The organism is Faecalicatena sp. Marseille-Q4148 (genome assembly GCA_018228665.1).
Taxonomy (GTDB): Bacteria; Bacillota; Clostridia; order Lachnospirales; family Lachnospiraceae; genus UBA9414.
Map to the genome: position 1 here is coordinate 670,726 of CP073692.1, position 22,992 is coordinate 693,717.

The 22,992-nt window shown below is 36.4% G+C and carries 21 protein-coding genes and 1 pseudogene; 2 read left to right on the top strand and 20 right to left on the bottom strand.

The window, feature by feature from the left end:
- Position 1 precedes the first annotated feature (1 nt).
- The 8 genes from mgtA (KFE17_03235) to KFE17_03270 all read right to left on the bottom strand — a co-directional run bounded on the left by mgtA (KFE17_03235) (position 2) and on the right by KFE17_03270 (position 10,171).
- Positions 2 to 2,773, bottom strand: a complete 2,772-nt coding sequence (mgtA, locus tag KFE17_03235; protein ID QUO32782.1) for a magnesium-translocating P-type ATPase — start codon at positions 2,771 to 2,773, stop codon at positions 2 to 4.
- Between the two features lie 165 nt (positions 2,774 to 2,938).
- Positions 2,939 to 3,250 (bottom strand): DUF3784 domain-containing protein, encoded by a 312-nt coding sequence (locus KFE17_03240; GenBank protein ID QUO32783.1) that lies wholly within the window; start codon positions 3,248 to 3,250, stop codon positions 2,939 to 2,941.
- Positions 3,251 to 3,544: 294 nt separating this feature from the next.
- Positions 3,545 to 4,048 carry a winged helix-turn-helix transcriptional regulator gene (locus KFE17_03245; protein ID QUO33603.1) on the bottom strand — a complete coding sequence of 168 codons (504 nt, stop codon included), beginning with the start codon at positions 4,046 to 4,048 and terminating at the stop codon, positions 3,545 to 3,547.
- Positions 4,049 to 4,062: 14 nt separating this feature from the next.
- Entirely contained in the window at positions 4,063 to 6,726 is a 2,664-nt protein-coding gene (mgtA, locus tag KFE17_03250) for a magnesium-translocating P-type ATPase (protein QUO32784.1), read from the bottom strand.
- 245 nt (positions 6,727 to 6,971) lie between these two features.
- The gene (locus tag KFE17_03255) at positions 6,972 to 7,451 is read right to left on the bottom strand and encodes a hypothetical protein (protein QUO32785.1); all 480 of its coding nucleotides are present in this window, start codon (positions 7,449 to 7,451) and stop codon (positions 6,972 to 6,974) included.
- A gap of 234 nt (positions 7,452 to 7,685) precedes the next feature.
- Positions 7,686 to 8,459, bottom strand: coding sequence for an ABC transporter permease (locus KFE17_03260; GenBank protein ID QUO32786.1), 774 nt, complete (start codon positions 8,457 to 8,459; stop codon positions 7,686 to 7,688).
- A 10-nt stretch (positions 8,460 to 8,469) separates the two neighbouring features.
- Positions 8,470 to 9,255 (bottom strand): ABC transporter permease, encoded by a 786-nt coding sequence (locus KFE17_03265; GenBank protein QUO32787.1) that lies wholly within the window; start codon positions 9,253 to 9,255, stop codon positions 8,470 to 8,472.
- Complete coding sequence (locus KFE17_03270) at positions 9,248 to 10,171, bottom strand: ATP-binding cassette domain-containing protein (protein ID QUO32788.1); 924 nt, start codon at positions 10,169 to 10,171, stop codon at positions 9,248 to 9,250. Before KFE17_03270 ends, KFE17_03265 begins: the two co-directional genes overlap by 8 nt.
- A 156-nt stretch (positions 10,172 to 10,327) precedes the next feature.
- Here KFE17_03270 and KFE17_03275 point away from each other — a divergent pair, with 156 nt between their 5' ends.
- Both KFE17_03275 and KFE17_03280 read left to right on the top strand, forming a co-directional pair.
- A complete protein-coding gene (locus KFE17_03275) occupies positions 10,328 to 11,020 on the top strand; it encodes a response regulator transcription factor (protein ID QUO32789.1) in 693 nt (230 codons plus the stop codon).
- The gene (locus KFE17_03280) at positions 11,020 to 12,384 is read left to right on the top strand and encodes a HAMP domain-containing histidine kinase (protein QUO32790.1); all 1,365 of its coding nucleotides are present in this window, start codon (positions 11,020 to 11,022) and stop codon (positions 12,382 to 12,384) included. Before KFE17_03275 ends, KFE17_03280 begins: the two co-directional genes overlap by 1 nt.
- 249 nt (positions 12,385 to 12,633) lie before the next feature.
- On the opposite strand, the gene KFE17_03285 is transcribed toward KFE17_03280, so the two are convergent.
- The 12 genes and pseudogenes from KFE17_03285 to KFE17_03340 form a co-directional block, all read right to left on the bottom strand.
- Entirely contained in the window at positions 12,634 to 12,897 is a 264-nt protein-coding gene (locus KFE17_03285) for a hypothetical protein (GenBank protein ID QUO32791.1), read from the bottom strand.
- 19 nt (positions 12,898 to 12,916) lie between these two features.
- Positions 12,917 to 13,375 (bottom strand): hypothetical protein, encoded by a 459-nt coding sequence (locus tag KFE17_03290; protein QUO32792.1) that lies wholly within the window; start codon positions 13,373 to 13,375, stop codon positions 12,917 to 12,919.
- Positions 13,372 to 14,190, bottom strand: a complete 819-nt coding sequence (locus KFE17_03295) for an ABC transporter permease (protein ID QUO32793.1) — start codon at positions 14,188 to 14,190, stop codon at positions 13,372 to 13,374. Before KFE17_03295 ends, KFE17_03290 begins: the two co-directional genes overlap by 4 nt.
- Positions 14,191 to 14,201: 11 nt before the next feature.
- On the bottom strand, positions 14,202 to 14,987 hold the full coding sequence (locus tag KFE17_03300) for an ABC transporter permease (protein ID QUO32794.1): 786 nt from the start codon (positions 14,985 to 14,987) through the stop codon (positions 14,202 to 14,204).
- Positions 14,980 to 15,906 carry an ABC transporter ATP-binding protein gene (locus KFE17_03305; GenBank protein QUO32795.1) on the bottom strand — a complete coding sequence of 309 codons (927 nt, stop codon included), beginning with the start codon at positions 15,904 to 15,906 and terminating at the stop codon, positions 14,980 to 14,982. The genes KFE17_03300 and KFE17_03305 overlap by 8 nt, the downstream gene beginning before the upstream one ends.
- A gap of 135 nt (positions 15,907 to 16,041) precedes the next feature.
- Positions 16,042 to 16,959 (bottom strand): HAMP domain-containing histidine kinase, encoded by a 918-nt coding sequence (locus tag KFE17_03310; GenBank protein ID QUO32796.1) that lies wholly within the window; start codon positions 16,957 to 16,959, stop codon positions 16,042 to 16,044.
- A 5-nt stretch (positions 16,960 to 16,964) separates the two neighbouring features.
- The gene (locus tag KFE17_03315; GenBank protein QUO32797.1) at positions 16,965 to 17,660 is read right to left on the bottom strand and encodes a response regulator transcription factor; all 696 of its coding nucleotides are present in this window, start codon (positions 17,658 to 17,660) and stop codon (positions 16,965 to 16,967) included.
- 209 nt (positions 17,661 to 17,869) lie between these two features.
- Positions 17,870 to 18,286 carry a DUF523 domain-containing protein gene (locus KFE17_03320; GenBank protein ID QUO32798.1) on the bottom strand — a complete coding sequence of 139 codons (417 nt, stop codon included), beginning with the start codon at positions 18,284 to 18,286 and terminating at the stop codon, positions 17,870 to 17,872.
- 95 nt (positions 18,287 to 18,381) lie between these two features.
- The gene (locus KFE17_03325) at positions 18,382 to 18,639 is read right to left on the bottom strand and encodes a sugar ABC transporter permease (protein ID QUO32799.1); all 258 of its coding nucleotides are present in this window, start codon (positions 18,637 to 18,639) and stop codon (positions 18,382 to 18,384) included.
- Positions 18,640 to 18,829: 190 nt separating this feature from the next.
- Positions 18,830 to 19,498 (bottom strand): VanZ family protein, encoded by a 669-nt coding sequence (locus KFE17_03330; protein QUO32800.1) that lies wholly within the window; start codon positions 19,496 to 19,498, stop codon positions 18,830 to 18,832.
- Positions 19,499 to 19,726: 228 nt separating this feature from the next.
- Positions 19,727 to 20,639 (bottom strand): annotated as a pseudogene (locus tag KFE17_03335) (hypothetical protein).
- A 122-nt stretch (positions 20,640 to 20,761) separates the two neighbouring features.
- Positions 20,762 to 22,975: an ABC transporter permease gene (locus KFE17_03340; protein QUO32801.1), complete on the bottom strand. Its 2,214-nt coding sequence runs from the start codon at positions 22,973 to 22,975 to the stop codon at positions 20,762 to 20,764.
- Between the last annotated feature and the right edge of the window lie 17 nt (positions 22,976 to 22,992).

Consider the following 22,992-nt stretch of genomic DNA (forward strand, 5'->3'; position numbering starts at 1 on the left):
CTTAAAGCAATTCGCCAAAGTGACGAACATAAGCCTTTTTCAAGCTTGTTGCCAAAATCATATACAATAAGATACACGGAAGCAGATATGCAAAGTATGCTGCTGGCAGTGCCACAAACCCAAGAAGCTTTCCGAATATCGTAAATGGTATGATGGTCAGAATCGTAATCCCTGTCATCGTAAGGAATGTCACAGGAGCAGATGCCCGGCTCTGGATAAATGGGAGCTTCGGTGTACGGATCATGTGGATTACTAATGTCTGGCTCCACATAGATTCTACAAACCAGCCAGCCTGGAACATTCCGATATACTGTGTCTGCATCGCCGTCAGCTCTGTTCCGCTAAAATGAGCCGGCAGGTCATTGAACAGGATACCCTTGGATACAAAGAATGGGCAGAATACAAAGTACATGAAAATGTATGTGGTAAAATCAAAGATGGAGCTGGTTGGTCCGATCCAGATCATAAAACTGCCTACACTGGAGGCATCCCATTTTCGTGGTTTGGCAATAAACTCTTCATCTACATTGTCCCATGGGATTGCTGTACAGGACAGGTCGTAGATCAGGTTCAGGAAAATCAAATGTACACTTTCCATTGGCAGGAATGGTAAAAGAGCCGATGCAGCTAGTACGGAAAACATATTTCCAAAATTGGAGGAAGCCGTCATTTTGATGTATTTGATCATGTTGGCATAGGTTTTCCGACCTTCAATGATGCCCTGCTCCAAAACCATCAGATCTTTTTCTAAAAGAATGATGTCTGCCGATTCTTTTGCCACGTCTACCGCTGTATCTACAGAGATGCCGATGTCTGCTGATTTCATGGCAGCAGCATCATTGATTCCATCACCCATAAATCCAACGGTATGACCATTCTCACGAAGAACAGAAACAATACGGGCTTTCTGCTCTGGTGTCAGTTTCGCAAAGACATCGGTGGTTTCTGCCACTCTGGCAAGTTCAGCATCACTCATATGTTCCAGATCAGAACCCAGGAGCATATTGCGAACCTTCAGCCCGACCTGTTTACAGATGGTTCGGGTTACTTTTTCATTATCACCTGTGAGGATTTTGGTAAGGACCCCATGGTTTTTCAATGCCTGGATAGCATCGGCAGTAGACTCTTTTGGTGGATCTAAAAATGCCAGATAACCAATCAGCACCATATCGCATTCATCTTTAACACCAAAAGCTCCTACTGGAGATGGGTTGCTCTTTTGGGCGATAGCCAAAACACGAAAGCCTTTTTCATTTAATCCATCTACAGTTTTCAAAATCCGGCTCCGCACTTCATCACGCAGAGGTTGTACATGCCCGTCACATTCTGCAAAGCTACAGATCGAAAGCATTTCTTCCACAGCACCTTTTGTTACCATCTGTGTCTTTCCGTTTTTATCCTGTACCACAGTGGATAAACGGCGGCGTTTAAAGTCAAAGGGAATCTCATCCACCTTGATGTAGGTTTCGGACAGGTCAATCAGACGTTTATCTGCCGCTTCCATCTCCTCTGTTTTATGGATAATAGCCAGATCCATGAGATTTTTATATCCTGTCTGAAAATAACTGTTCAGATAGGCATGTCGAAGGACTCTGGTATCATCTTCTCCATTTACATTGAGATGATATTCCAATACCACCTTGTCCTGTGTCAGTGTCCCTGTCTTGTCTGTGCAGAGGATGTCCATAGCACCAAAATTCTGAATGGAATTGAGGTTTTTTACAATCGTTTGTTTTTTACTCATGGAAACAGCGCCTTTTGCAAGACAGGTGGTTACAATCATCGGAAGCATTTCCGGTGTGAGCCCCACTGCAATGGAAATCCCAAATAGGAAAGCCTCCAGCCAATCCCCCTTTGTAATGCCATTCACAAAGAATACCAGCGGAACCATCACCAGCATAAAACGAATCAGCACCCATGACACAGCATTGACACCTTTCGTAAAACTGGTTTCCACAGCTTCTCCGGCAACAGCAGCGGCCATAGAGCCAAACAGCGTATGATCGCCAACACAGATAACAACAGCCGTTGCACTTCCGGAGATTACATTACTGCCCATAAATGCAATATTGGTATAATCCGTCACACTGTCCTTATGTGAGCTTGGGCTTACATGAGAGAGCTTTTCAACCGGTTCACTTTCTCCGGTAAGGCTTGCCTGGCTGACAAATAGATCTTTTGCATCCAGGATACGGACATCCGCCGGAATCATGTCCCCAGCAGATAAATGGACAATATCACCTACCACCAGATCATCCATGGGTATCTCTGTTTTTTCCTGTCCTATGCGGGTGACGGTACAGGTGGTTGTGATCATTGCAAGCAGCTTTTCCGCCGCATTTCCGCTGCGGGATTCCTGCACAAAGCGAAGGGTACCGGAAATAAATACCATAGTTAAAATGATAACGACTGTCAAAAAATCAAAGTCCTCTGGTACGCTTCCAAAGAGTGAAAAATACGGGAAAATCATATCCGTAATCGTGGAAACAAAAGCAAGGCAAAATAAAATAGCAGTAAAAGGGTTGATAAATGCACCCGCCACACGTTTTGCCAGGGATTTCTTTTTTTCATGGGTGACTTTGTTCGTACCGTATTTGGAACGGTTTACGGATACGGTATCTGCTTCTAACCCCCTAAGTGTGGTATGAAGGATTTTTAAAACCTCTTTTACCGGGTTGGTTGCTGCAGATTGGATGCGACGGTTCTGTTCGTCACGGATGACTGCCTTTTCTACAGTCTGGCGAACAGCCATACGATTTTCTTTTTTGTTCATTGGTCTTACCTCCTTGAATTTTTGTAGGGGCAAGGAAGATGATATGAGGGACACGGAATCTGTGGACACTCATACAATATTCTCTGCCTTCGTGGACTGCCTTCAGAGTCCATGTCTTTCACCTCACAATCTTTAAAAGCTATCTATGTAAAACCGCAATGGGAATTACGGTCTGTGGTATCGGTTGCTCTTTTCGATATACCAGACATCTAAGCCGGCAAGTATCATCCATGCAATCATTGCAGATACAAACCAGTGGTTTGAAAACAAGGGCAAAAATCCTTTTACCAGAAAGATGATACCGTTTAAGGTAATGATTCCTCCGATATTACGGCAAAGCGGGACAATTCGAAGTTTATCCTTCTCTTTTTGCGGCATATTTTTCCATAAGGAAAGATGGAGGTAGCCCTTTCCAAAGGCAAACCAAAGACCGGCAAAGGTAAATAGGAATCCAAAAAAAATGCAAGTAAAGTCCATTGTCTGATCCTCCTTTTAGTGATAGAAGCGGTTGCTTCGTTTTGTCAGTTTCAAAAGTTTGGTGGCAAGTACAATCATAGTGGTAGCAAGAATAACCCAGACCACAGCACTTACCTGATAACAAAACCGAAAGATAGTCATTCATCATTAACGTATTTCTGGATACGTTTCTTTGACCATGAAAAGTATATAAAAAACAGCAGGGGAATCCTATGGCTAAAGTCTTGCGATTTTCTTGCGATTTGGCAAGAAAATAGACGGGCTGGAACCTAAAATGGTCTCAGTCCGCCTTTCTCATAACTCATCATTAAATTTGTAACCAATCCCCCAGATCGTTAAAATGTATGTGGGAGAATCTGGGGCAGGTTCAATCTTTTTCCGCAGTTTCCGGATAAAAGCCATGATGTTACTGTTATCCAGAAGATAATCCTCCTCCCATACTGCACGGTAAATCTGTTCTTTTGTAAAAACTTCTCCACGATTCTTAGCAAGAAAATATAAAATGTCGAATTCCTTTGGTGTCAGGCTGATTTCAGAACCTTTTATCAGGACTTTCCGACTTCTTGGACGAATCTCCAGATCACCGATCAGAAGTGCATCCGATTGTATACCAATAGCCACCTCTGTATCTTCGGAGTCTCCTAATAACAGCGAGGATACTTCACCGCTTATCATGTCCTGAATACCGGAAAGCAGATCTTTTGTATAAGCACTTTCCGGCGGTTCCCTTAATAATTTTTCCAAGAGCCAGATTTCAAGGGCATGATCCATGGGAATATAACTGATATTCTTTTTCATCATGAACGCCTCCTTTAAATTAACTCTTGATATTTATTCTTATAAAAATATTTGGTTACGGAACTCAGCAGCATATAGAAAAATGCCACAAGCAGCAAAAAGGCAAAATACCAAAGCGGTAATTTTGTCAGTCCAAACAGTGATGCCCCGCTGGTAAACGTAAGGGCTGTAAAAGCAAGAATCCCTACCAGAGTGATAGAGATGACCGGTGCAGATGCCCTGCTTTGGAGAAACGGGATTTTGGCAGTACGAAGGAAATGCAGGATCAAAACCTGTGTCCACATGGACTCCAAAAACCAGCCTGTTTGGAATAAAGCAGCGTACTGAAGCTTCAGGGAAGGATCGGTAAGCTGCAGGTAAGTTGCCCCTCCGCACAGTGCAGGGCATAGGAAATAATACAAAAACAGGAAAGTCACAATATCAAACAGGGAACTGATCGGTCCGAAAGAAAGCATAAACTGCTTTAGTGTCTTGCCGGACCAGTCTCTTGGGGACAGCATTTCTTCTTCATCTACATTGTCCCAGGGAAGTACGATACATAGCGTATCATATAACAGATTCAGAAGCAGGATCTGAATGGAGGTCATAGGAAGAAACGGTAAAAATGCACTGGCACAAATGATGGAAAAAATATTTCCAAAATTGGAACTTGCAGTGATTTTAATATACTTCAGCATATTGGTAAAAGTTTTTCGCCCTTCCAGGACACCCTGCTCCAATACATTTAAGTCTTTTTGCAGTAGTACAACATCAGCAGCATCTTTTGCAGCGTCCACTGCTGTATCTACAGAAATCCCTACATTTGCCTCATTTAGTGCAGGAATGTCGTTGACCCCATCCCCAAGAAATCCAACAGTATGACCATTCTCTTTGAGTGCAGAAACCAGACGCACTTTCTGACCGGGAGTAAGCTCTGCAAAAACATGGGTTTCTTCTACCACCTTTTTCAGTTCACAGTCTGTCATTTCATCCAGTTGGGTGCCGGTCAGGATATGTTCCGCAGAGATTCCAACCCGGCGGCAGACGGATACCGCAATGGCTGCCTGATCTCCGGTCAGAATCTTCGGAATTACTTTTAATCTCTTCAGTGTTGTTACGGATTCGCTTGCAGTCTGTTTCGGAGCATCAAAGAAAGACAGATAACCAACCAAAGTCATATCTTTTTCATCGTCAGGTGTGATTTCCTTTCGTGTTCCCACATTTCTCCGAGCCACAGCAATAACCTTCATCCCATCCTGCAACATTTCCCCTACCACAGAAAATACGCTTTGTCTGGCATCTTTCTCCATAGGAAGTCGTGTTCCCTGATATTCTACATGACTGCATCGGGAAAGGATGTGTGCAATATCCCCTTTCATAATCAAATGGCTGTTTCCGGTACTGTCCTGTACAAGGGTACTGACAAACTTACGGGTATAGTCAAAAGGAATTTCATCTGCCTTTTGATATTCTGTCAGAAGCTTGGCATAATGGATTTCCCTGCCTGGCATGGATTTGCATGCAAGAATGGCATTGTCAATGGGGTTGCAGACACCAGAGTGATAGGAACTGTTCAGATAAGCAAGATCCAGGACCTCTGTATTTTCATTGCCCAGAATATCCATATAATATTCCAACAGAATATTTTCATTGGTCAGTGTTCCTGTTTTATCCATACAAAGCACATCCATACTTCCAAAGCTCTGCATGGCATTCAGATCTTTGATGATGGTCTGCTTTTTTCCCATGGCAAGGCTTCCTTTTGCCAGGCAGGCAGTGATGACCATGGGGAGCATTTCCGGCATCAGTCCTACCGCGACAGACAGTGCGAATGCAAAGGATTCCAGCCACTTTCCACCTGTAATTCCCAATATAAGAAATACAATGGGAACCAGAACTGCCATAAACCGGATCATGACCCAGGCAATGGAATTGGCTCCTTTTTGAAAAGCATTTTTATCTTCGGAATCCGGTTTTGTAAATTCTCCGTACAGAGTATCCGTTCCTACCGCCAGTACAATGCCTTCCCCTTTTCCGCTGATAACTGTAGTCGCCATAAACGCAAGATTTTCCAATTGTGTTATGGGTTCCTGCTCTTTGTAACAAAGTGTACGGCAGCTTTTTTCCAAAATGGCGCTTTCTCCAGTGATAGCGGCCTGGGAAATGAATAGATCGGTTACTTTTGTTAGCCGAATATCCGCAGGAACACGATCACCAGCAGAAAACAGAACCAGATCTCCTACCACTAATTCTTCACCAGGGATTTCCCTTAGTTTCCCATTTCGTCTTACGGTAACCTTTTCGTGAATCAAACGGTCAAGCTGTGCGGCTGTGCTTTTCGCTCGCAGCTCCTGAATCAAACGGATGATACCGCTGATTACGATCATAGAAAAAATGATAAGAGCAGTGGTAGCGTTCCTTGCAAAATTAGAAGCCATAAAAACATCGGTGACAAGAGAAACAATACCTAAAATAAATAGAATCACATGAAATGGATTAATAAACGCTCGCCGCAAACGCTGGATAGTGGTATCCGTTTTTCGCTCCTGAAAACTGTTTTTACCATATCTTTCCCGCATTGCATCCACTTGTTCTCCGGACAGCCCAAGGGCAGATATTCCAAGATCCCGACAGATTTCTAGCGGCTTACAGTAAGCGTATTTTTTGATACGGCTGTCAAATAGTGTTGCTTTCGACAAAAATAGGGCCTCCTTTCGTAGTATGAGTAAGAACATTTTAACATAGAGTTGTGAAAATAACAGATTTATATTCTTGCTTTTTTCTTGCGATTCATTGGAAAGCTACCATCTCGTTTTTTAATTTAGGAAACTTAAAAATAAAGCAATGCAAATTTGACTACCCCATTTTTTGACCAAATTACGTGTTTCTACAATAATCTCATCCATACTTTCTATATGCCCTTTTCATTTCTATACTCTTTTTTTCACTTATTATCTGACCAATATACTATCCTATCACATATTTCAAAACCATAAGTAGTAGAATCAATTAAATAAACATCTGTATATGTAGAAATTTCCACTAATAATACACTTGCCTTCTTCACTTCCATTTCTGACATTCCATGAAAAAGATTTTGGAGTACACATCGGCTTTTATTGCATACAACAAATTTTATTAATGCAATTATCTTCCGCTCACCAATCGTCAGATCCCTAATTAATGTATTTTCCTTATTTCTCATATTTACAGAATCTAACAATGCCTGAACGGAAAATAGATCATCTTTCATTTCTGAGATGCTAGCTAGATACTGGCTTGTATTCATTTTTTCTTTTTGTTGCACAAGTGTCTTTTCAAAATCTTCAATGGAACATCCCAATATTCTTTCGAAAAAGTACAACTTTTCATACTCTTTTTTCGCATCTATTACCAAACCGACAACTTCGTATTTCTTTCTCATATAATTTCTCCTTTCTTGGAAGGTATCATTTTCATTCTTTTATTTCTAAACTTTCTAGAACAAAAATTTATCATGTCTCCAATCAATGTAATTATCATATAGAAAATACCTGCTAATATGATAAAAACAATTAAACACAACGTTTCCATAACAGATAATATTTGTTGAATTTTTATCATGAGATCCTCTCTTCCTACCTATAGAATGATTATTTCCTTCAAGTTAGTCCCTTGTTCATTTTCTTCTTGAATTGTTTCTTGGTTTCTTAGACTTATTTTTTTCTGATGAAACTCTATTTTGGGCTGAGCAGAGCATAACTGTGCTAATGATAAGCATCACCATCAAGACACTTACACTTAATACAACGTTGTACGTAACTTCTTCTCCATTTTGATAATTGATAATCCCTAACCCCGCAGTAATTGGATATACATTTCCTAACCCATGACCAGAAGCAAATGTTCCAACAAACCCATAAAAGAAAGAGAAGCCAACCCCGGCCATAAAGCTACCAGAACGCTGTCCTGTAAAAATGATAATTGGGAGCACAGCTACATAAACACAAAGATTCATTACAGTCATTTTCACAAATGCAAGTATCATACCACTGAACGATAAGCCTGGAAATTTGCTTATAATAAACACCAACATTGTAAAAATAAATTCAATAAAAGCCAGAAACACTGCTACTGCACCACCAGCGATTATTTTTCCCGTTAACAGATTTCTATATGACAATGGAATTGTCAAAATATTTTTCAATGTATCTTCAACCCGTTCTCTTTCTATTATGTATCCAACAATCAATGTAATTGTTGCCGGAAAAATAAGACTAAAATTATTCCAGATCACAGTACCTGAAAATTGTTCAAGAGTATGAACTGTACCATCTGTTGCTACTGCCATAAGTCGACTCAATAGTACAACTGTTAACATTGTAGCAACACCTATCCATATGACAGAATACCGTTTCAATTTATAAAATTCTGTTTTTGCGATTTTTAACATAATGTCTACCTCAACTTTCTTTTTTGCTATATAGTCTGACAATTATCAAATATGAGATTATTCCGATGACAAATGTCGTTAATACCGCTATCCAAAGAGGTAGAAAATACGGCTTTATAATTGGATATGCAGGCAAGTCTGGAGAAACAAATTGTGATGCCTGCCAGCGATAAATAGTTGGCGCAGGTAATATCGTTGAAATAAGTTTTATAGCTTGATTATCTGAAGCAAATTGCCCTGTATACGCCATCATATAATCAAATACTGTATAAAAAAATGTTACTATAATTGAAAAAACATAAGATTTATTCAGCCAAACAATCACAATAACAACTGGTAATGTACTGGCAGTATAGAGCAATGCTGTGATTGCTGAAATCCATATCTTTTCACCGATATTAATCAATTCATTTCCAGCAATTATTCCTCCTACCATGGAAGATAATAATGTAGCTAGTGCAAAAACCAACCCCATAATAAAGAGTACTGCAATTTTAGCTGTCGCCAATTTTATTGGCAGTATTGGAATAACTTGCAGATTCTTCAGCGTATCATTATCATATTCCATAAAAAAGAGCATAGACGCCACGATTCCTAAAACAATCGGAAGCATAACCGGTTCTCCCAATGTTACGAGTAATCCAAAAATAGCATCAAAACCGGAATAATTTGCAATGTTTCCAGACAATACTAATGCTGTAAATGGAATCGGAAACAGCAATGCTGCAATAAAAACAAATGAAATAAAATGTTTACGTTTGAGCTTACGGAATTCACATTTAATTAATTTAAGCAATCCCTTCACCTCCTGTGATTTTTTTGAAATAATCTTCTAAGGTTTCTTCACATAGATGAACCTCTTTTATATCAATCCCTGATTCGATAAGGGTACGATTAATCTTGGCTACTGGTAACACCGTATCGTATAAATACAGATTATATTCATCTGTGATTTTTACATTTTTAGTTTGAAAAAGACTTTCAATAACTTGTGCAGCTTTTTTTGCATTAGATGTAATAAAATGTATGTATTTTGCATTTTTTTCTTCCAATTCTTTTAAACTCTCTTCTTCCAATAAAACACCGCGGTCGATAATACCAATATCATCAGCCAATAAAGATATTTCTGAAAGAATATGACTAGAAATTATAATGGTCTTTCCATAACTATCACATAATTCTCGGATAAAGGAACGCACTTCTGCAATTCCAATCGGATCAAGCCCATTAATAGGCTCATCTAGTATAAGTACCTGTGGGTTGTGCATAATAGCCAATGCAATTGCAAGACGTTGTTTCATGCCAAGCGAATACTGAGAAAAAAGTTTTTTGTCTCCATAAGGTAAATTAACAAGATTCAAAGCCTCTTTGATACATCCTGCTTTTTTTAATCCTCGCAGATCAGCAAAAATTTTTAAATTTTCCGTAGCCGTAAGGTTCTGATAGAATCCTGGCGATTCTATTAAACTCCCTATCTTTGGTAATATTGTTTTTTCATTGTTCACCAATGTTTTTCCAAAAATTTGAACTTCTCCAGATGTAGGTTGTGTCAATCCCAATAACATACGCATTGTAGTTGTTTTTCCGGCACCATTCCGTCCAAGAAGTCCATATATTCTTCCTTTTTTTACATGAATATTCAAATTGGAAACACTGATCTGGTTTCCATATTTTTTAGTTAATCCGCGGGTTTCAATTATGTAATTTCCCATAGTTTTATATCTCCTTTTCTATTTTATGTTTTCAGTATATCTTATGGTCCTTGAAATAACGCTGAGGTAACTCTGATTTTACTCTGAGATTTATAACAAAAAATGGTCAAAACTATATTTCTGCGCTATAATATCAACAAAAATGGGAGGTGTCTTATGTACAATAGAACAATACTTGTAGTAGATGACGAAATGGATATTCTTGAAATGATACAGTCCATATTTATACGTGCTGGATTTACTAATATTTTAACGGCAGTTTCTGGTCGAGAAGCATTAAAAATATGGTCTGATGCTCAACCGGACATGGTGATACTTGATATAATGATGCCGGAAATAGACGGACTTTCTGTATTGAAAAAAATTAGGGAAACCAGTAAGGTTCCTGTTCTTTTATTAACTGCGCGTGGAGAGGTAGAAGATCGGGTAGCCGGATTTGAAAATGGTGCTGACGATTATCTTACAAAACCATTTTATCCCAAAGAATTATTATTACGAACACAAGTAATTTTAAATCGCACGTATCCTGAAAAAGATCGAAAAATCTATTTAGATTCTGCCGTCATCAATCTGGAAAAGGCAGAAGTTCAGCGAGGTGACGAGTGTCTCTCGCTTACCGGAAAAGAACTAACACTTATAAAAAAGTTGGCTGATAATGCAGGACGTATCGTGACAACAGGCTCCTTATGTGAAGCAGTATGTGGTGAATTTTGGCAGGGATATGAAAGAACTTTATCATCACATATCCGTCACCTAAGAGAAAAAATTGAAGGAAATCCATCATCCCCAACTTCACTTATCACAATTAAGGGAATTGGTTACCTACTCAATATCAAGGGGGCAAAATAATGAACTCTGTAAAACATTTTTTTCGCCGTTATATTTTTTCAACAGTTGGTATTATTGCACTGTTCTTTATGATAAACATTCTTTTGCTTGGTATGTTAAATTTCATTCTCTATCTTGATGGTGCAACGAATTCTCATCCGGTTATTGAAGAACTATCCAATCATATTACTTTAAAGGATGGAAAAATAAATGCTGATAAAGACGTTCAGAAAATCTTGCAACATGAAGATGCCTGGGCTATGCTACTTAATGATATTGGTGATGTTATATGGGAATACGATCTTCCATCAGATTTTTCTCGAAAATATACTTCAGCTGATATAGCCTTATTCAGTCGATGGTATTTAAAAGATTATCCTGTAAATGTTTGGAAACATCCAGAAGGTCTTTTAGTCATTGGATTCCCACCTGGATATATTGTGAATCATTACTTATCTTTCAAAACCATTTATTTACGTCCTTTATTTATTACTCTTGGGATTGTCTTTTTTACTAATATCTTTTTATTGATTTATCTTTTAATACGTAACACTTATCGGATAGAAAAGGCAATTAAACCTGCTCTAAATGGTATCCAAGCGCTTTCAAAAAGTGAAACATTCCATCTGGATGAAAAAGGAGAATTATCAGAAATCAATATCTGTTTAAATCATGCTGGTGAATATTTACAAAAAAAAGATAACACACGTGCAGAATGGATTCGGGGTGTTTCACATGATATCCGTACACCACTTTCTATCATTTTAGGTTATGCATGTGAAATTGAAGATGATACCAATCTTCCTATCATCACAAGGAAACAGGCAAAAGCAATAAGAAAAAAAAGCGAAAAACTACAATCACTTATTTCTGATCTTAATTTAACTACTAAACTGGAATATTCCATGTATCCTCTAAAAAAAAGAAGTGTCGATATCGTTGAATTAGCAAGGCAGGTCGTCAGTGAATTTTTAAATGAATTACCAGAACAATACCCTATAGAATTTCGGGAGGATTCGCAGCCTTGTACGATTACATTAAATGGGGATCATTCTTTGCTGCATCGTATGTTATACAACTTGATTTCCAACTGTATTATTCATAATCCAAATGGGTGTAACATTACACTCTCCATTTTTTCTAATGCTGATAGCTGCTTTTTTGATATTTGTGATGATGGATGCGGCATCAGTCCTGCACGTTTGAAAACTTTAAATGATACTGGAACCATTTTCAGTACACAGGAAAAAACAGAATGTACAGAACATGGATTGGGAATTAAAATTGTACAGCAAATTGTCAATTTGCATAAAGGTAAACTATATTTTAGTAACCTTGAACCACATGGACTAAGTGTAAAGATTGAAATTCCATTTATAGTGTGATGATTTCTTCTTTAATGCGTGGGAATTGCAACCTTTTAATCAAAGATATAAAACGGCAAGATTCAGATTTTTATTTCTAAATCTCGCCGTTTTATATCGTGACCTTTTTCTTCTCTGTGCTATATTTCGAATCCATCAGTAGCACGTTTATCTTAAGTATATAATAGTTTAACAAAGATCCATCAAAAGTTCCGAAATATCCATATATAAAGGTCTTCGCCACTACGTTTCAAAAGTTATAAAGAAATTTTAGAAAAGACGTGGGATTATAACCATAAATAATATCCCAAGTAAGTAAAGAACATTTACACCCAAACCAACTTTTACATAAATATCACGTTGCTGTCTTTTGAAAAATAAGAATAGTGCGTAAAGAAAACTGGCAACAATAAAAACACCGTAACCAATAGCAATAGCTGTTGCATTTGCAGCCGTAGGCTTCCAAACAAATAACATAGTAAGAGGCACAAAAATTGTAACAAGGGATATAATACTTAAAAATTTTTCTTTCATAATGGTTTCCTTTCTATTATCATTTGAGTTTTAATTTCAGTGAACCTGTAAAATTATCTGCTTCAATCAGAACATAATTGCTTGCAGATGGAAGTTCAATAGTATTATTATATGAGTTTTCTGTATCACAAAGGATCTTCGGTTCATCCGTTCCCGTTTGTAAAATTAGTTTCAACTTCCCGGTTTGAGCAGCTATATCACAAGAAATTTCTATTTTATTTCCATTATCTCGTTCAAGAGCTGTTCCCCCGAAAATGATTTCATTACCGGAAAAATCATCATAGTCAGCAGTATAATTTCCTACATAGCTATCTATACCAAATTCACGTTTTCCTTGCAAATCTTTATTATCTGTTAAACCCTTATCTCCAATAGATTGTAAGGTTTGATTATAATTACTTACAATTTCATCTTTAGAACAGGCAGTTACAGAAACAAGACAACATAACATTAAAAATAAAGGTATCAGCTTTTTCATTTTGCAATCTTCCTTTCTGTTTTTCTTCTTTTTTGAGATAAAGGGGTAGCTAAAGTTTCTTTTTGTGGAATAGAAATTATTATCAATGATAATATAAGCATAGCTAACATCGTTAAAACACCTAATAAAATGCTTTGAGAAGATGAATAAGCACCGGTAGTATCTGTCACAAATCCTTCTCCGTTAAAGCCGACTATACTTAATCCGGCAGAGAGCGGATACAAATTTCTGATAATAGGATTTTTGAAGTAAATACTAATATATCCTAATAGAAAAGCTGCAACAGCCCCGCCCTTGAAAGAGTTTTGTTTTTTCCCACAGTGTGCGATAAGTGGCATTTCTCCAATAAATGTAAATAATGCCATTCCACAAATTTGTATAGTACCAATTATAATCGTTGATAAAGTCATATTCTCACGACAAGCGATTATTCCGACTATAATAGTGACAAATGAATTACATAACCCTAAAAGTATAGAAAGTAGTCCTATTGTAGTTAGCTTACCAATCATCAGTTTAGGAAAAGCAATAGGAATAACTTGCAGATTTTTTAGTGTATCATCAGTGTATTCCCGATTAATCATATAGCCACCAATTAAAGCTATAATCATAGGAAAAAACATGGTCATATTATTCCAAATCGTACTATTAAGTAAATCAGGAAATGTATAATTCAAGACATTTTTAGCTTCATCTGTCATAATTTTTTGCATAACGATTGAAATAATAGGGGAACACGCTACACCAAATATACCAACCAAAATAATACTGTATCTTTTTAACTTTTGAAATTCTGTTGTAATAAAAGCAAGCATATTCACACCTCCTATATTTCACGACGATTATAAATTTTTATAATTGCATAAATTGATACGAACAGAAAGAGTGCAATAATACAGACGCATATATGAGTTGGGACAAAATAAGGACGCATAGTGTTATAAAATTCAGCCGCAGCTCCGTTCCCTTCGTCGTAAAATTGATAAATCCAACGATTGATTACAGGTATAGGTAAGATTGTTCCTATATTTACCCCTATTGGTGTCAGCATTCCTATATCTGTTACATGAATTACATAGTTTATAATTGTATAAAAAAGGGTAATGACAATAGAAATCAAGTCACTTTTATTGAACCATACAACTAATGCCACACAAGGTAAAGCCGCAGCTAAGAGCATTATTCCCAATCCTATACTCAATACAAATTTTTGTGCCATGTTTTCCATAGCAATACCAAGGATTTTTGAACACAACATACTGGCAAAAAAGCCTAAAAGAGTATAAGCTACTGAAATAATAGCCATTACTCCTATTTTTGCTACAACTATTTTACTTTTGCTGACAGGAATGGTTGTAAGGTTCTTTAAAGTGTCATTATCTGTTTCTGTAAAGAACAGAGAAGTTGCAATAACAACCAATATCGGCAACAAAAGAAGAAAATCGCCATAGTCCACAATGCCAGAAAACAAATTATCATAATTAACTTGTGTTGGAATGTTCCAATATAAAGCAGTCATTACTACCGGAAAAACCAAAGCAACAAGAGTAGCCAAAACAAAAAGAGAACGTCGTTTAAATTTGTAAAATTCGCATTTAATCAGTTTAAGCAATTCCCTCGCCTCCTGTCACACGCTTGAAATAATCTTCAAGGCTTTCTTCACAAGTATGAGCTTCTGATACCTCCAATCCATTTTCTACAAAGGCGGTTACAATTTTCCCTACTGGTAAATCAAGATTGTGTAGACGTAAATTGTGGTCGTCCTGTATAGAAAAATGGTTTTCGTGGAAAGTACGTTCCAAAATTCTTGCTGCCTGTGCGGTATCAGAAAGAGTAAATCGGATATGTTTGCTACTTTTTTGATCCAGTTCCGCAAGACTTTCTTCTTCCAGTAGTGCGCCATGGTCGATAATTCCAATATCATCAGCCAGTAGCGAAATTTCTGAAAGAATATGACTGGAAATTAAAATGGTTTTTCCTCTCGCGTCACAAAGTTCACGAATAAAAGAACGAACCTCTGCAATTCCAATCGGATCAAGCCCATTGATAGGTTCATCTAAAATCAAAAGCTCCGGGTCGTGCATAACAGCAAGTGCAATCGCAAGCCGTTGTTTCATACCAAGAGAATACTGGGAAAACAGTTTTTTGTCTTTATAAGGCAATCCCACCAAATCTAAAGCGTCTTTGATTGCGTGGCGGTTTGGTACTCCCCGTAGGGTTGCAAAGATACGCAAATTTTCCGTAGCAGTCAGATTAGGATAAAAACCGGGGGACTCAATCAGACTACCGATACGGGGCAACAATTTCTTTTCATTCCCCTGCAAAGACTTTCCCCATATTTTAACTTCGCCGGAAGTTGGCTTTGTCAATCCAAGTAGCATTTTCATAGTGGTCGTTTTTCCGGCTCCGTTTCTTCCAAGCAGTCCGTAAATTCTCCCTTTCTGCACATGAATATTTAAGTCAGCAACACTCTTTTGTGAGCCGTACTGTTTTGTAAGATTTTTTGTTTCAATGATGTAATTTGTATCCATATTCAAAACCTCCTGTTCTGTAAGGTATTCTATCACGCCAACCTTGCATTAACCTTGCCGCAACCTTGCATTAACCTTGCAATTTAGGATAAAGTAAAAATGACAAAGGCTCCCGCCACAATGACGGGAACCTGCTCAATCATCCAAAGGAAAAAGCAAAGTAAATTCAGTTCCTTTTCCCAGTAAACTTTCAACTGTTATGTTTCCACCCATCTTTTCTACTAATTGATGGACGATAGAAAGGCCCAGACCGCTGCCTTTTTCAGACCGACCTTTATCACACTTATAAAGCCGTTCAAAAATGTGTTTCAAATCTTCTTTCTCAATCCCTACACCATTATCTGCCAACAGTAGCCTCATATTATTTTTCTTTTTTGACAGGGAAATCTCAATTTTGTCTGCATGACTGTGGGCGATTACATTTTGAATGAGATTATTTATGATCCTTATATAGCTGTCCATATCAAGCCTTACTCGGACAGGTTGTTCAGGAATATCAATGTCATAATCAACCTGCTTATCCTCAAAAATAGGTATCCAGTCAATCAGGATATTTCTTGTCAGCTCTGCAGCTTCAACAGACTGGATCTCCAAAGCAAACTCGTCGGAATTTAATTTGAACCAGTCAAAGAGTACATCAATATATTCTTTCAGATCGTGAGCTTTCCGACGGGCGGTTTCGATATAATCATCCCGGTCTTTCCCAGTAACAAGCCCTTTATGTGCAGCATCAAGATACCCAATAAGAGTGGTAAGGGGCGTTCGGACATCATGGGAAAGGCTCGTCATAAGCTGGCGGTTGGTTTCTTCTGTCTGCCGGACAATAGAAAGCCTGTTTTCATAAGCCACAACAATTTCATTGATTTCATAGGAAATGGGGGCAACCAGTTCATTTGTTGCAGACAAAATACGCCGATTGCCATTTCCGTTTTTCACATCAATTAAGGCATCCGTCATTTCTGCTATTTGCTTCTTTACGTGCTGAATGAGAAAGATGGAGATCAGCACAGCCAAAACAGCAATCACAATGGACAAGAAAATGATGATTTCCATACCAGCTATACCTCCTTATTAAAGCGGTAGCCAATTCCTTTGACCGTTTGGATATACTTCGGACTTGAAGGATTGACTTCTAGTTTTTTACGAAGCCGACTGATGATCGCCATAATATTACTATCGTCATAGAAGTATTCTTCTCCCCAGACTTTTTCATATATTTGCTGTTTCGTCAAAATCTTTCCTTGATTTTTCACACAATATAGCAACAAGTCAAATTCCTTTGGTGGAAGTTCAAAAGTTCCGTTTTCCGTAGTAATCGAGCGATTTTCGAGGTCAATTTTCAATCCATCAAATATAAGTTGCTGCTGTGCAGTGCCCTCTCGCTGATTAAAGCGGGTATAACGGCGGATCAAAGAAACGATACGGGCAATCAGTTCATCCATATCAAAAGGTTTTGTGAGATAATCGTCAGCTCCAGCCCGTAAGCCCCTAACTTTAGAAACGCTGTCATTTTTGGATGTGAACATCAAAATCGGCAAGCTGTTTTCCTTTCTGATTTCTTCCAGCGTTTCAAAGCCATCCATTCCAGGCATCATCACATCCAGTATAACAAGCTGATATTGCTTTTCTTTCAATTTTTGTAGTCCTGCTTTTCCGGTATTACAAAAATCTGCTTCTATATCTTCCGATAGAATACTGCGTTTAATCAAAAGACAAAGTTCTTGATCATCATCAATTATCAAAACATTATGCATCTATTAATTCTCCTTCCCAAATAAGATTCCACTTCATTATAATTCGATATTTTAAAAGACACAAGAAATAATACCCGATTGTTAAAAAGCAAGTTTCCATTTAGAAACCTGCCTTTTATGATTCTTTATGAACTTTTTTATCCTTCCAATGATATTATACAATTAAACAAATTGAGATTTGTTATTTGGGTAAATAAGAAACTGAAAACTTATATTTCTTCAACATCAATAATCTTATATCCTCTTTGTTTTAGTTCTTTTACAAACAATCCCATTCCAGAAATTAATTTTCCGGTAAAGCTACCGTCATATATCTGGTTGACGCCACAAGTCGGACTTCTGGATTGCAATATAACAAGGTCAATGTTTTCATTTTGAATTTTTGATAATGCAATCTGCACTGCTTTATCATATTCTGAACTAACATCATTTCCGTTTTCATCAACTACTCTCCCATTCACAATTTCTGCGCAAGATCTGGGGATTTTCATACCTGCTAATACTTCCGGGCAGATAGAAATAACTTTTTTATCTTTCAAGAAATTGATTGCTGTTATATTTTCGTTATTTTTCCCATTATATTTACAGTTCACTCCCAGAATACAGGCACTAACCAATACTTTCATATTTATCCCCACTTTAAATTAAATTTTTCATATTGGATTCATAAGCTATCAGTTGTTCCACAATAAACAACATCTTCTTCATTCAGCTATTTGAATTAGAGTTCTATTCTCACCTTAGATGGTCTGTCTTCACGATATATGACTTTAAGCGTTGCACCTTTATCGGGAATCTTCTTACCAGCACCAATGCACTTCCTGCAAATGTAATCTTTGCCTTCTATTGTATATTTAATCTTTATTATATATGGAAAGTCTGCTCCATCCATGGCATGAATTCGGACAGATTTACGGTTTACTTTTAACCACCATTGTTTAGTCACTGAAATTATCGTTCCGATTGTTTCTTTTTCCATTTTTATAACCTTCCTTTTTTCGAAAACTACCAAATGTCATGAAATATGTTGCCCACATTTTGTTTTTTGTGCATCTATAAAATATGTTTAGAATCATTAATGTAATTATTTAAAGTGTAAGAAGGCTCTTGCTCTTATAACCCCATTCTAAGTGGTACAATTCAATTCTTACTTTATCTTTTTACACTTCTTAACTAAAAAATCCTAATACAAAAGTAACTAAAATAATGATAAATGGAATATATACGGTGTAATCTTTCTTTATAGAGTTGCCCTTAGAAGATCTCTTTACTATTCGGAACCTTGTAATCAATCTAAAACATAAATAACCTAATATTGTTCCAATGCCATTTGTTAAAAGATCATTTATATCTGTCGCCCTATACAATGTAAATAACTGAACAATTTCAATAAAAAAAGATAACCCCATACCAATTAAAAATGTATTTCTTATACGTTCATAACTTTTACTGATCAATGGACACAAAAATCCGAATGGGATAAATAGAAAAATATTCAAAATAAAACTCAAACTAAATCCATCACTAAAAGGAATAAGATTTACATTAGGATTAAAGAAAGTTTCACCCAACTGCAACAGTCTTTTATATTCATCAAGAGTAGGGATACCTACAATATTTACTAACATCAAACATAAATAGTAATACATTACCAACGACAAAACAGTTATTTTCAGTTTAGGTAACGTTTTATCTTTATTAAATATCCAAAATAAGAAAAATCCTATTAGAAAAACTCCTATTAGAAAAATAGGTTTTACCAAAAGTAAGTCTTTAATTGATTCAAATAAATTAAGCTGAATTGCTGTCCCTGTTTGGTTACTTTGTATCATCTCCATATCTATGTACCTCCCTGCAGTTTTTAATGAGCTTTCTAGTAATTATAGAAAGTTTGTTGGTCCAACATGCTCATAATAGTTTCTAATAGTAATATCGATTTTATCATTCATTATACATTGCTATATCTAAGAAAATGGAAAGAATTTATTAATAGTTTTTTAATTTACTAGACAAGGAGGATTTATTACAAGAAAGTTTTTCAGTACTATTCCAGTTTATTAAATTCCTTACAGTTCCTCTACATGATTTTTTGCATAGTCATAAAAAATCCTTTTTGCTTCTTTACAACATCTGAAGAAATATTCGCTACACTTCGCGTGAATTATTGCTTCGTCCGGTATAAAATGTGCTTCTTCAAAGCACCTATTCCCATTTACTTCCAATTCCTGTAATTGATGTTCCATAATCCAATAAACATCACCGTATCGGAAAGGTCTATGTGATAGATATATATGGATAGTCAAATCTTTCCTTATCTGCATTTGAATTTAATAGCTGATATGCGTATTCTTCATATTCTCCCGGAACTACTCTCCAAAGTGGTATTGCTATATCTGTAGTTTGGTTTTCTTTTATCACTTTTATTATTTCCTTCATAATAAAGGTGGGCATGATACACATTTCTTTAATCTTATTTCGTGAAATATGGTATTCGCCATCATCTATTCTATGATCATCCGGCCAGTAAATCATCCTGTCACATATTTCATATCCATACGTTGATGAACTAACCAAAATAATATCCGTATATGTTGACATTTCTTTTAATAATTCAGTGGCACATTTCACTTCTAGCTCCTGCATATTCTGAAATAAATTTTGAAGCAAATATTGTTTTGATGTATCAACAATAAGAGTTATCAATAGCAGTAATTTCTTCTCACCAATTGTCAACTCTTTGATAGAATGGTTTTCTGTTCCTTTCAAACCTGCAAGTTCTAACATTGCCTGCATCGAAAATACATCATTTTGAAATATGGGAAAGGTAGACAGATAGTCTTCTACTGTGCTGTTTTCATTGTAAGTTATCTTATCAAAATCTTTAATTGTACATTCTAATATGACTGATAAAAATTTCAGCGTATCATTTTGTTGAATTGCGTCAATAACCACTCCAACAACCTCATGATTCTTTTTCATAACGACACCTACTTTCTATAGTCATATTGTAAAATATAAATGTCACAGAAATGTCCTAATTTCAAAAATATTGTGGTTTATTACATTTTTTCTGCTACAAACATAGAAGAAAAAACTGAGGATTATATAACTCTATATGTCAGATTTCTTTTAAATAAATAGTAGGTTGCAGAAAAATAGCCCAATAAAATCATTGCAAATGAGACATATACCCCTCCACAAATCTGTAAAATCTCTGATATTGTAAGATAAGCAATAATTTCTTTATAGGTATTATAAATGAGAAAAGCCAAAGTTCCCACACTTCCGACTACAGCGACACCAACAGGTAAGCCGAACCAAAACATCATCTGTTGACGAATATATCGGTTCCGAGTTGTTCGATCTACTCCCATTTTTTCAATTATTTGAAATCTCTGTTTTTGCTCAACTGCATCTGTCATCTGTTGGATAGACAGCATTGTCAATCCCATTACAATTAGAACCATAGCACTATATGAACCAATTAGTGACAATAACAGCATATTGGAAATGCCTTCATTTTCTTGTATCGTCTGTAAACGGATATACAATTGTTCTTCTGAAAATCTATTCAAATTTTTCTGATACATTTCCATATCCTGTTCAAACAATTTTGCAGTTTCATACGGAAGGGACTTCTCTGTATTTGCAGCAAAAAATGTTACTGCTAAAGGTAGTTTCCGACAATACTTGTCTGGAATAATATATACTCCTTCTGTCTTGCTTGTAAAAAGCCCGATTCCCTTTTTTTCTCTATAATCTGCTTTTTTTGCCTTACTAAGAATTTGATTTTCTACTTTTATCTTTTGCTCTGTTTTATCAAAATTCCGAATCGTTTTTTCCTGTGTTTTGTGCTCCCACGCAACTCCATATTCATCTTCCTTTAATTGAATTTCCGGGAGATTAGATAATTTTCGGATTGCGTTATAATCCGATACAGAAACAGCTAAAACAGGAAATTCATTTTTCGATTGTAATTTTTCTTCTCCTAAAGAAAACAACTCAACTTGTGCTTCTAAAATAATAGGATATCCTTTTTTCTCCAGATATTTTTTTATATACTCATAATCCAAGGTTCCTGTAGGAAAATTTTTAAAATCTGCTGTATACATCGTTCCCAGCTGCACATCAAAAGCCGACATTACCTGCTGATAAGAATGAATTCGCACAGCCATTATAGGGAACCATACAAACAGCACAATGGCGGAAAGCATTATGACCGTAATAATTCCCATTGTTTTTGAGCAATTCCCCAACCGGCTTTTTAATTGACCTACAAAAAACAAATTATTATAATGAAAACAGCGATTTTTCTCTGTTGCTTTTACTATAATCCATGTTAAATTACCAAAAAAACTTATAACAGCAAAGAGAATGAAAAACAATGCTATCAATGGAGGCATAGTAACATAAGCCTGCAATGCAATTCCTTTCTGCACCAATATTTCAAAAAAAGAATTCAGCAAAAGTAAAAATATTCCATTCAACATACAAGAAATTGTAAGGCAAAGCAATGGAAGACTCCCTGTTCTCTTCTTTCTTCTGTCCATGAAGAACCAACAAACAAGTATGCAATTTCCCAAAGCAGTTATGATCGTCCCACCGATTTTCATCCATAGAGTAATATTTATGTTCTTTATAGATACAATCGGAGAAAGCATTATTAAAATCACGACTGATAAAACCGCCACACACCAACTGAATTTTCCAAACTGCTGATGAAGATTTAAAAATTGTGTGCCTTTCTGACTATTCTGAAGCATATCGATAATTTTCATTTTTCGTATGGTGCAAACATTTTTTAAACCAGTTATGAAAAAGATAATTCCAAAAAAACATACCGTCCATAATACAGTATCTGGAAATAGCATAAAATATAGTTTAAATTCTTGTTTAAATGCCTTAAGTACAGCTGCATTAATCAGTTGAGATAGTATAGTACCTGATAAAATTCCTAGTATAAGAGCGAGTGCTCCAATCATTAGGTTCTCCAAAAAGAAAATCCATGCTACTGTTCTTTGTTCCATACCAATAATTGTCTGAAGTGCAAACTCTTTTTGTTTTCGCTTTAGCATATAACGGTTTACATAGGAAACTAAAAAAAGTATCAATATTCCTACCGCCGGAACAGCAATCCTCATAGCTTTATTCAGAATTTCCATGTGAATACTTATTGGAAGCATATTATTGTAGTAAGGGCTTACAATAGAAAAAAATCCGTAAAACATCGCTACCGATAAAACCAAAGTTATCATATAAATGAGATAATCTTTTGTAGATTGTTTCATATTTTTCAATGCCAGCTTCAAATACATACTTCTATGTCACCTCC

Coding starts and splice junctions, on each gene's coding strand:
- KFE17_03245 (QUO33603.1), bottom strand. CDS start 4,048: ATGAAAAAGAATATCAGTTATATTCCCATGGATCATGCCCTTGAAATC.
- KFE17_03260 (QUO32786.1), bottom strand. CDS start 8,459: ATGTTAAAAATCGCAAAAACAGAATTTTATAAATTGAAACGGTATTCT.
- KFE17_03330 (QUO32800.1), bottom strand. CDS start 19,498: ATGGAGATGATACAAAGTAACCAAACAGGGACAGCAATTCAGCTTAAT.
- KFE17_03310 (QUO32796.1), bottom strand. CDS start 16,959: ATGGAAATCATCATTTTCTTGTCCATTGTGATTGCTGTTTTGGCTGTG.
- KFE17_03270 (QUO32788.1), bottom strand. CDS start 10,171: ATGGGAAATTACATAATTGAAACCCGCGGATTAACTAAAAAATATGGA.
- KFE17_03280 (QUO32790.1), top strand. CDS start 11,020: ATGAACTCTGTAAAACATTTTTTTCGCCGTTATATTTTTTCAACAGTT.
- KFE17_03290 (QUO32792.1), bottom strand. CDS start 13,375: ATGAAAAAGCTGATACCTTTATTTTTAATGTTATGTTGTCTTGTTTCT.
- KFE17_03295 (QUO32793.1), bottom strand. CDS start 14,190: ATGCTTGCTTTTATTACAACAGAATTTCAAAAGTTAAAAAGATACAGT.
- mgtA (QUO32782.1), bottom strand. CDS start 2,773: ATGAACAAAAAAGAAAATCGTATGGCTGTTCGCCAGACTGTAGAAAAG.
- KFE17_03340 (QUO32801.1), bottom strand. CDS start 22,975: ATGTATTTGAAGCTGGCATTGAAAAATATGAAACAATCTACAAAAGAT.
- KFE17_03240 (QUO32783.1), bottom strand. CDS start 3,250: ATGGACTTTACTTGCATTTTTTTTGGATTCCTATTTACCTTTGCCGGT.
- KFE17_03255 (QUO32785.1), bottom strand. CDS start 7,451: ATGAGAAAGAAATACGAAGTTGTCGGTTTGGTAATAGATGCGAAAAAA.
- KFE17_03275 (QUO32789.1), top strand. CDS start 10,328: ATGTACAATAGAACAATACTTGTAGTAGATGACGAAATGGATATTCTT.
- KFE17_03315 (QUO32797.1), bottom strand. CDS start 17,660: ATGCATAATGTTTTGATAATTGATGATGATCAAGAACTTTGTCTTTTG.
- KFE17_03325 (QUO32799.1), bottom strand. CDS start 18,639: ATGGAAAAAGAAACAATCGGAACGATAATTTCAGTGACTAAACAATGG.
- KFE17_03285 (QUO32791.1), bottom strand. CDS start 12,897: ATGAAAGAAAAATTTTTAAGTATTATATCCCTTGTTACAATTTTTGTG.
- KFE17_03305 (QUO32795.1), bottom strand. CDS start 15,906: ATGGATACAAATTACATCATTGAAACAAAAAATCTTACAAAACAGTAC.
- KFE17_03320 (QUO32798.1), bottom strand. CDS start 18,286: ATGAAAGTATTGGTTAGTGCCTGTATTCTGGGAGTGAACTGTAAATAT.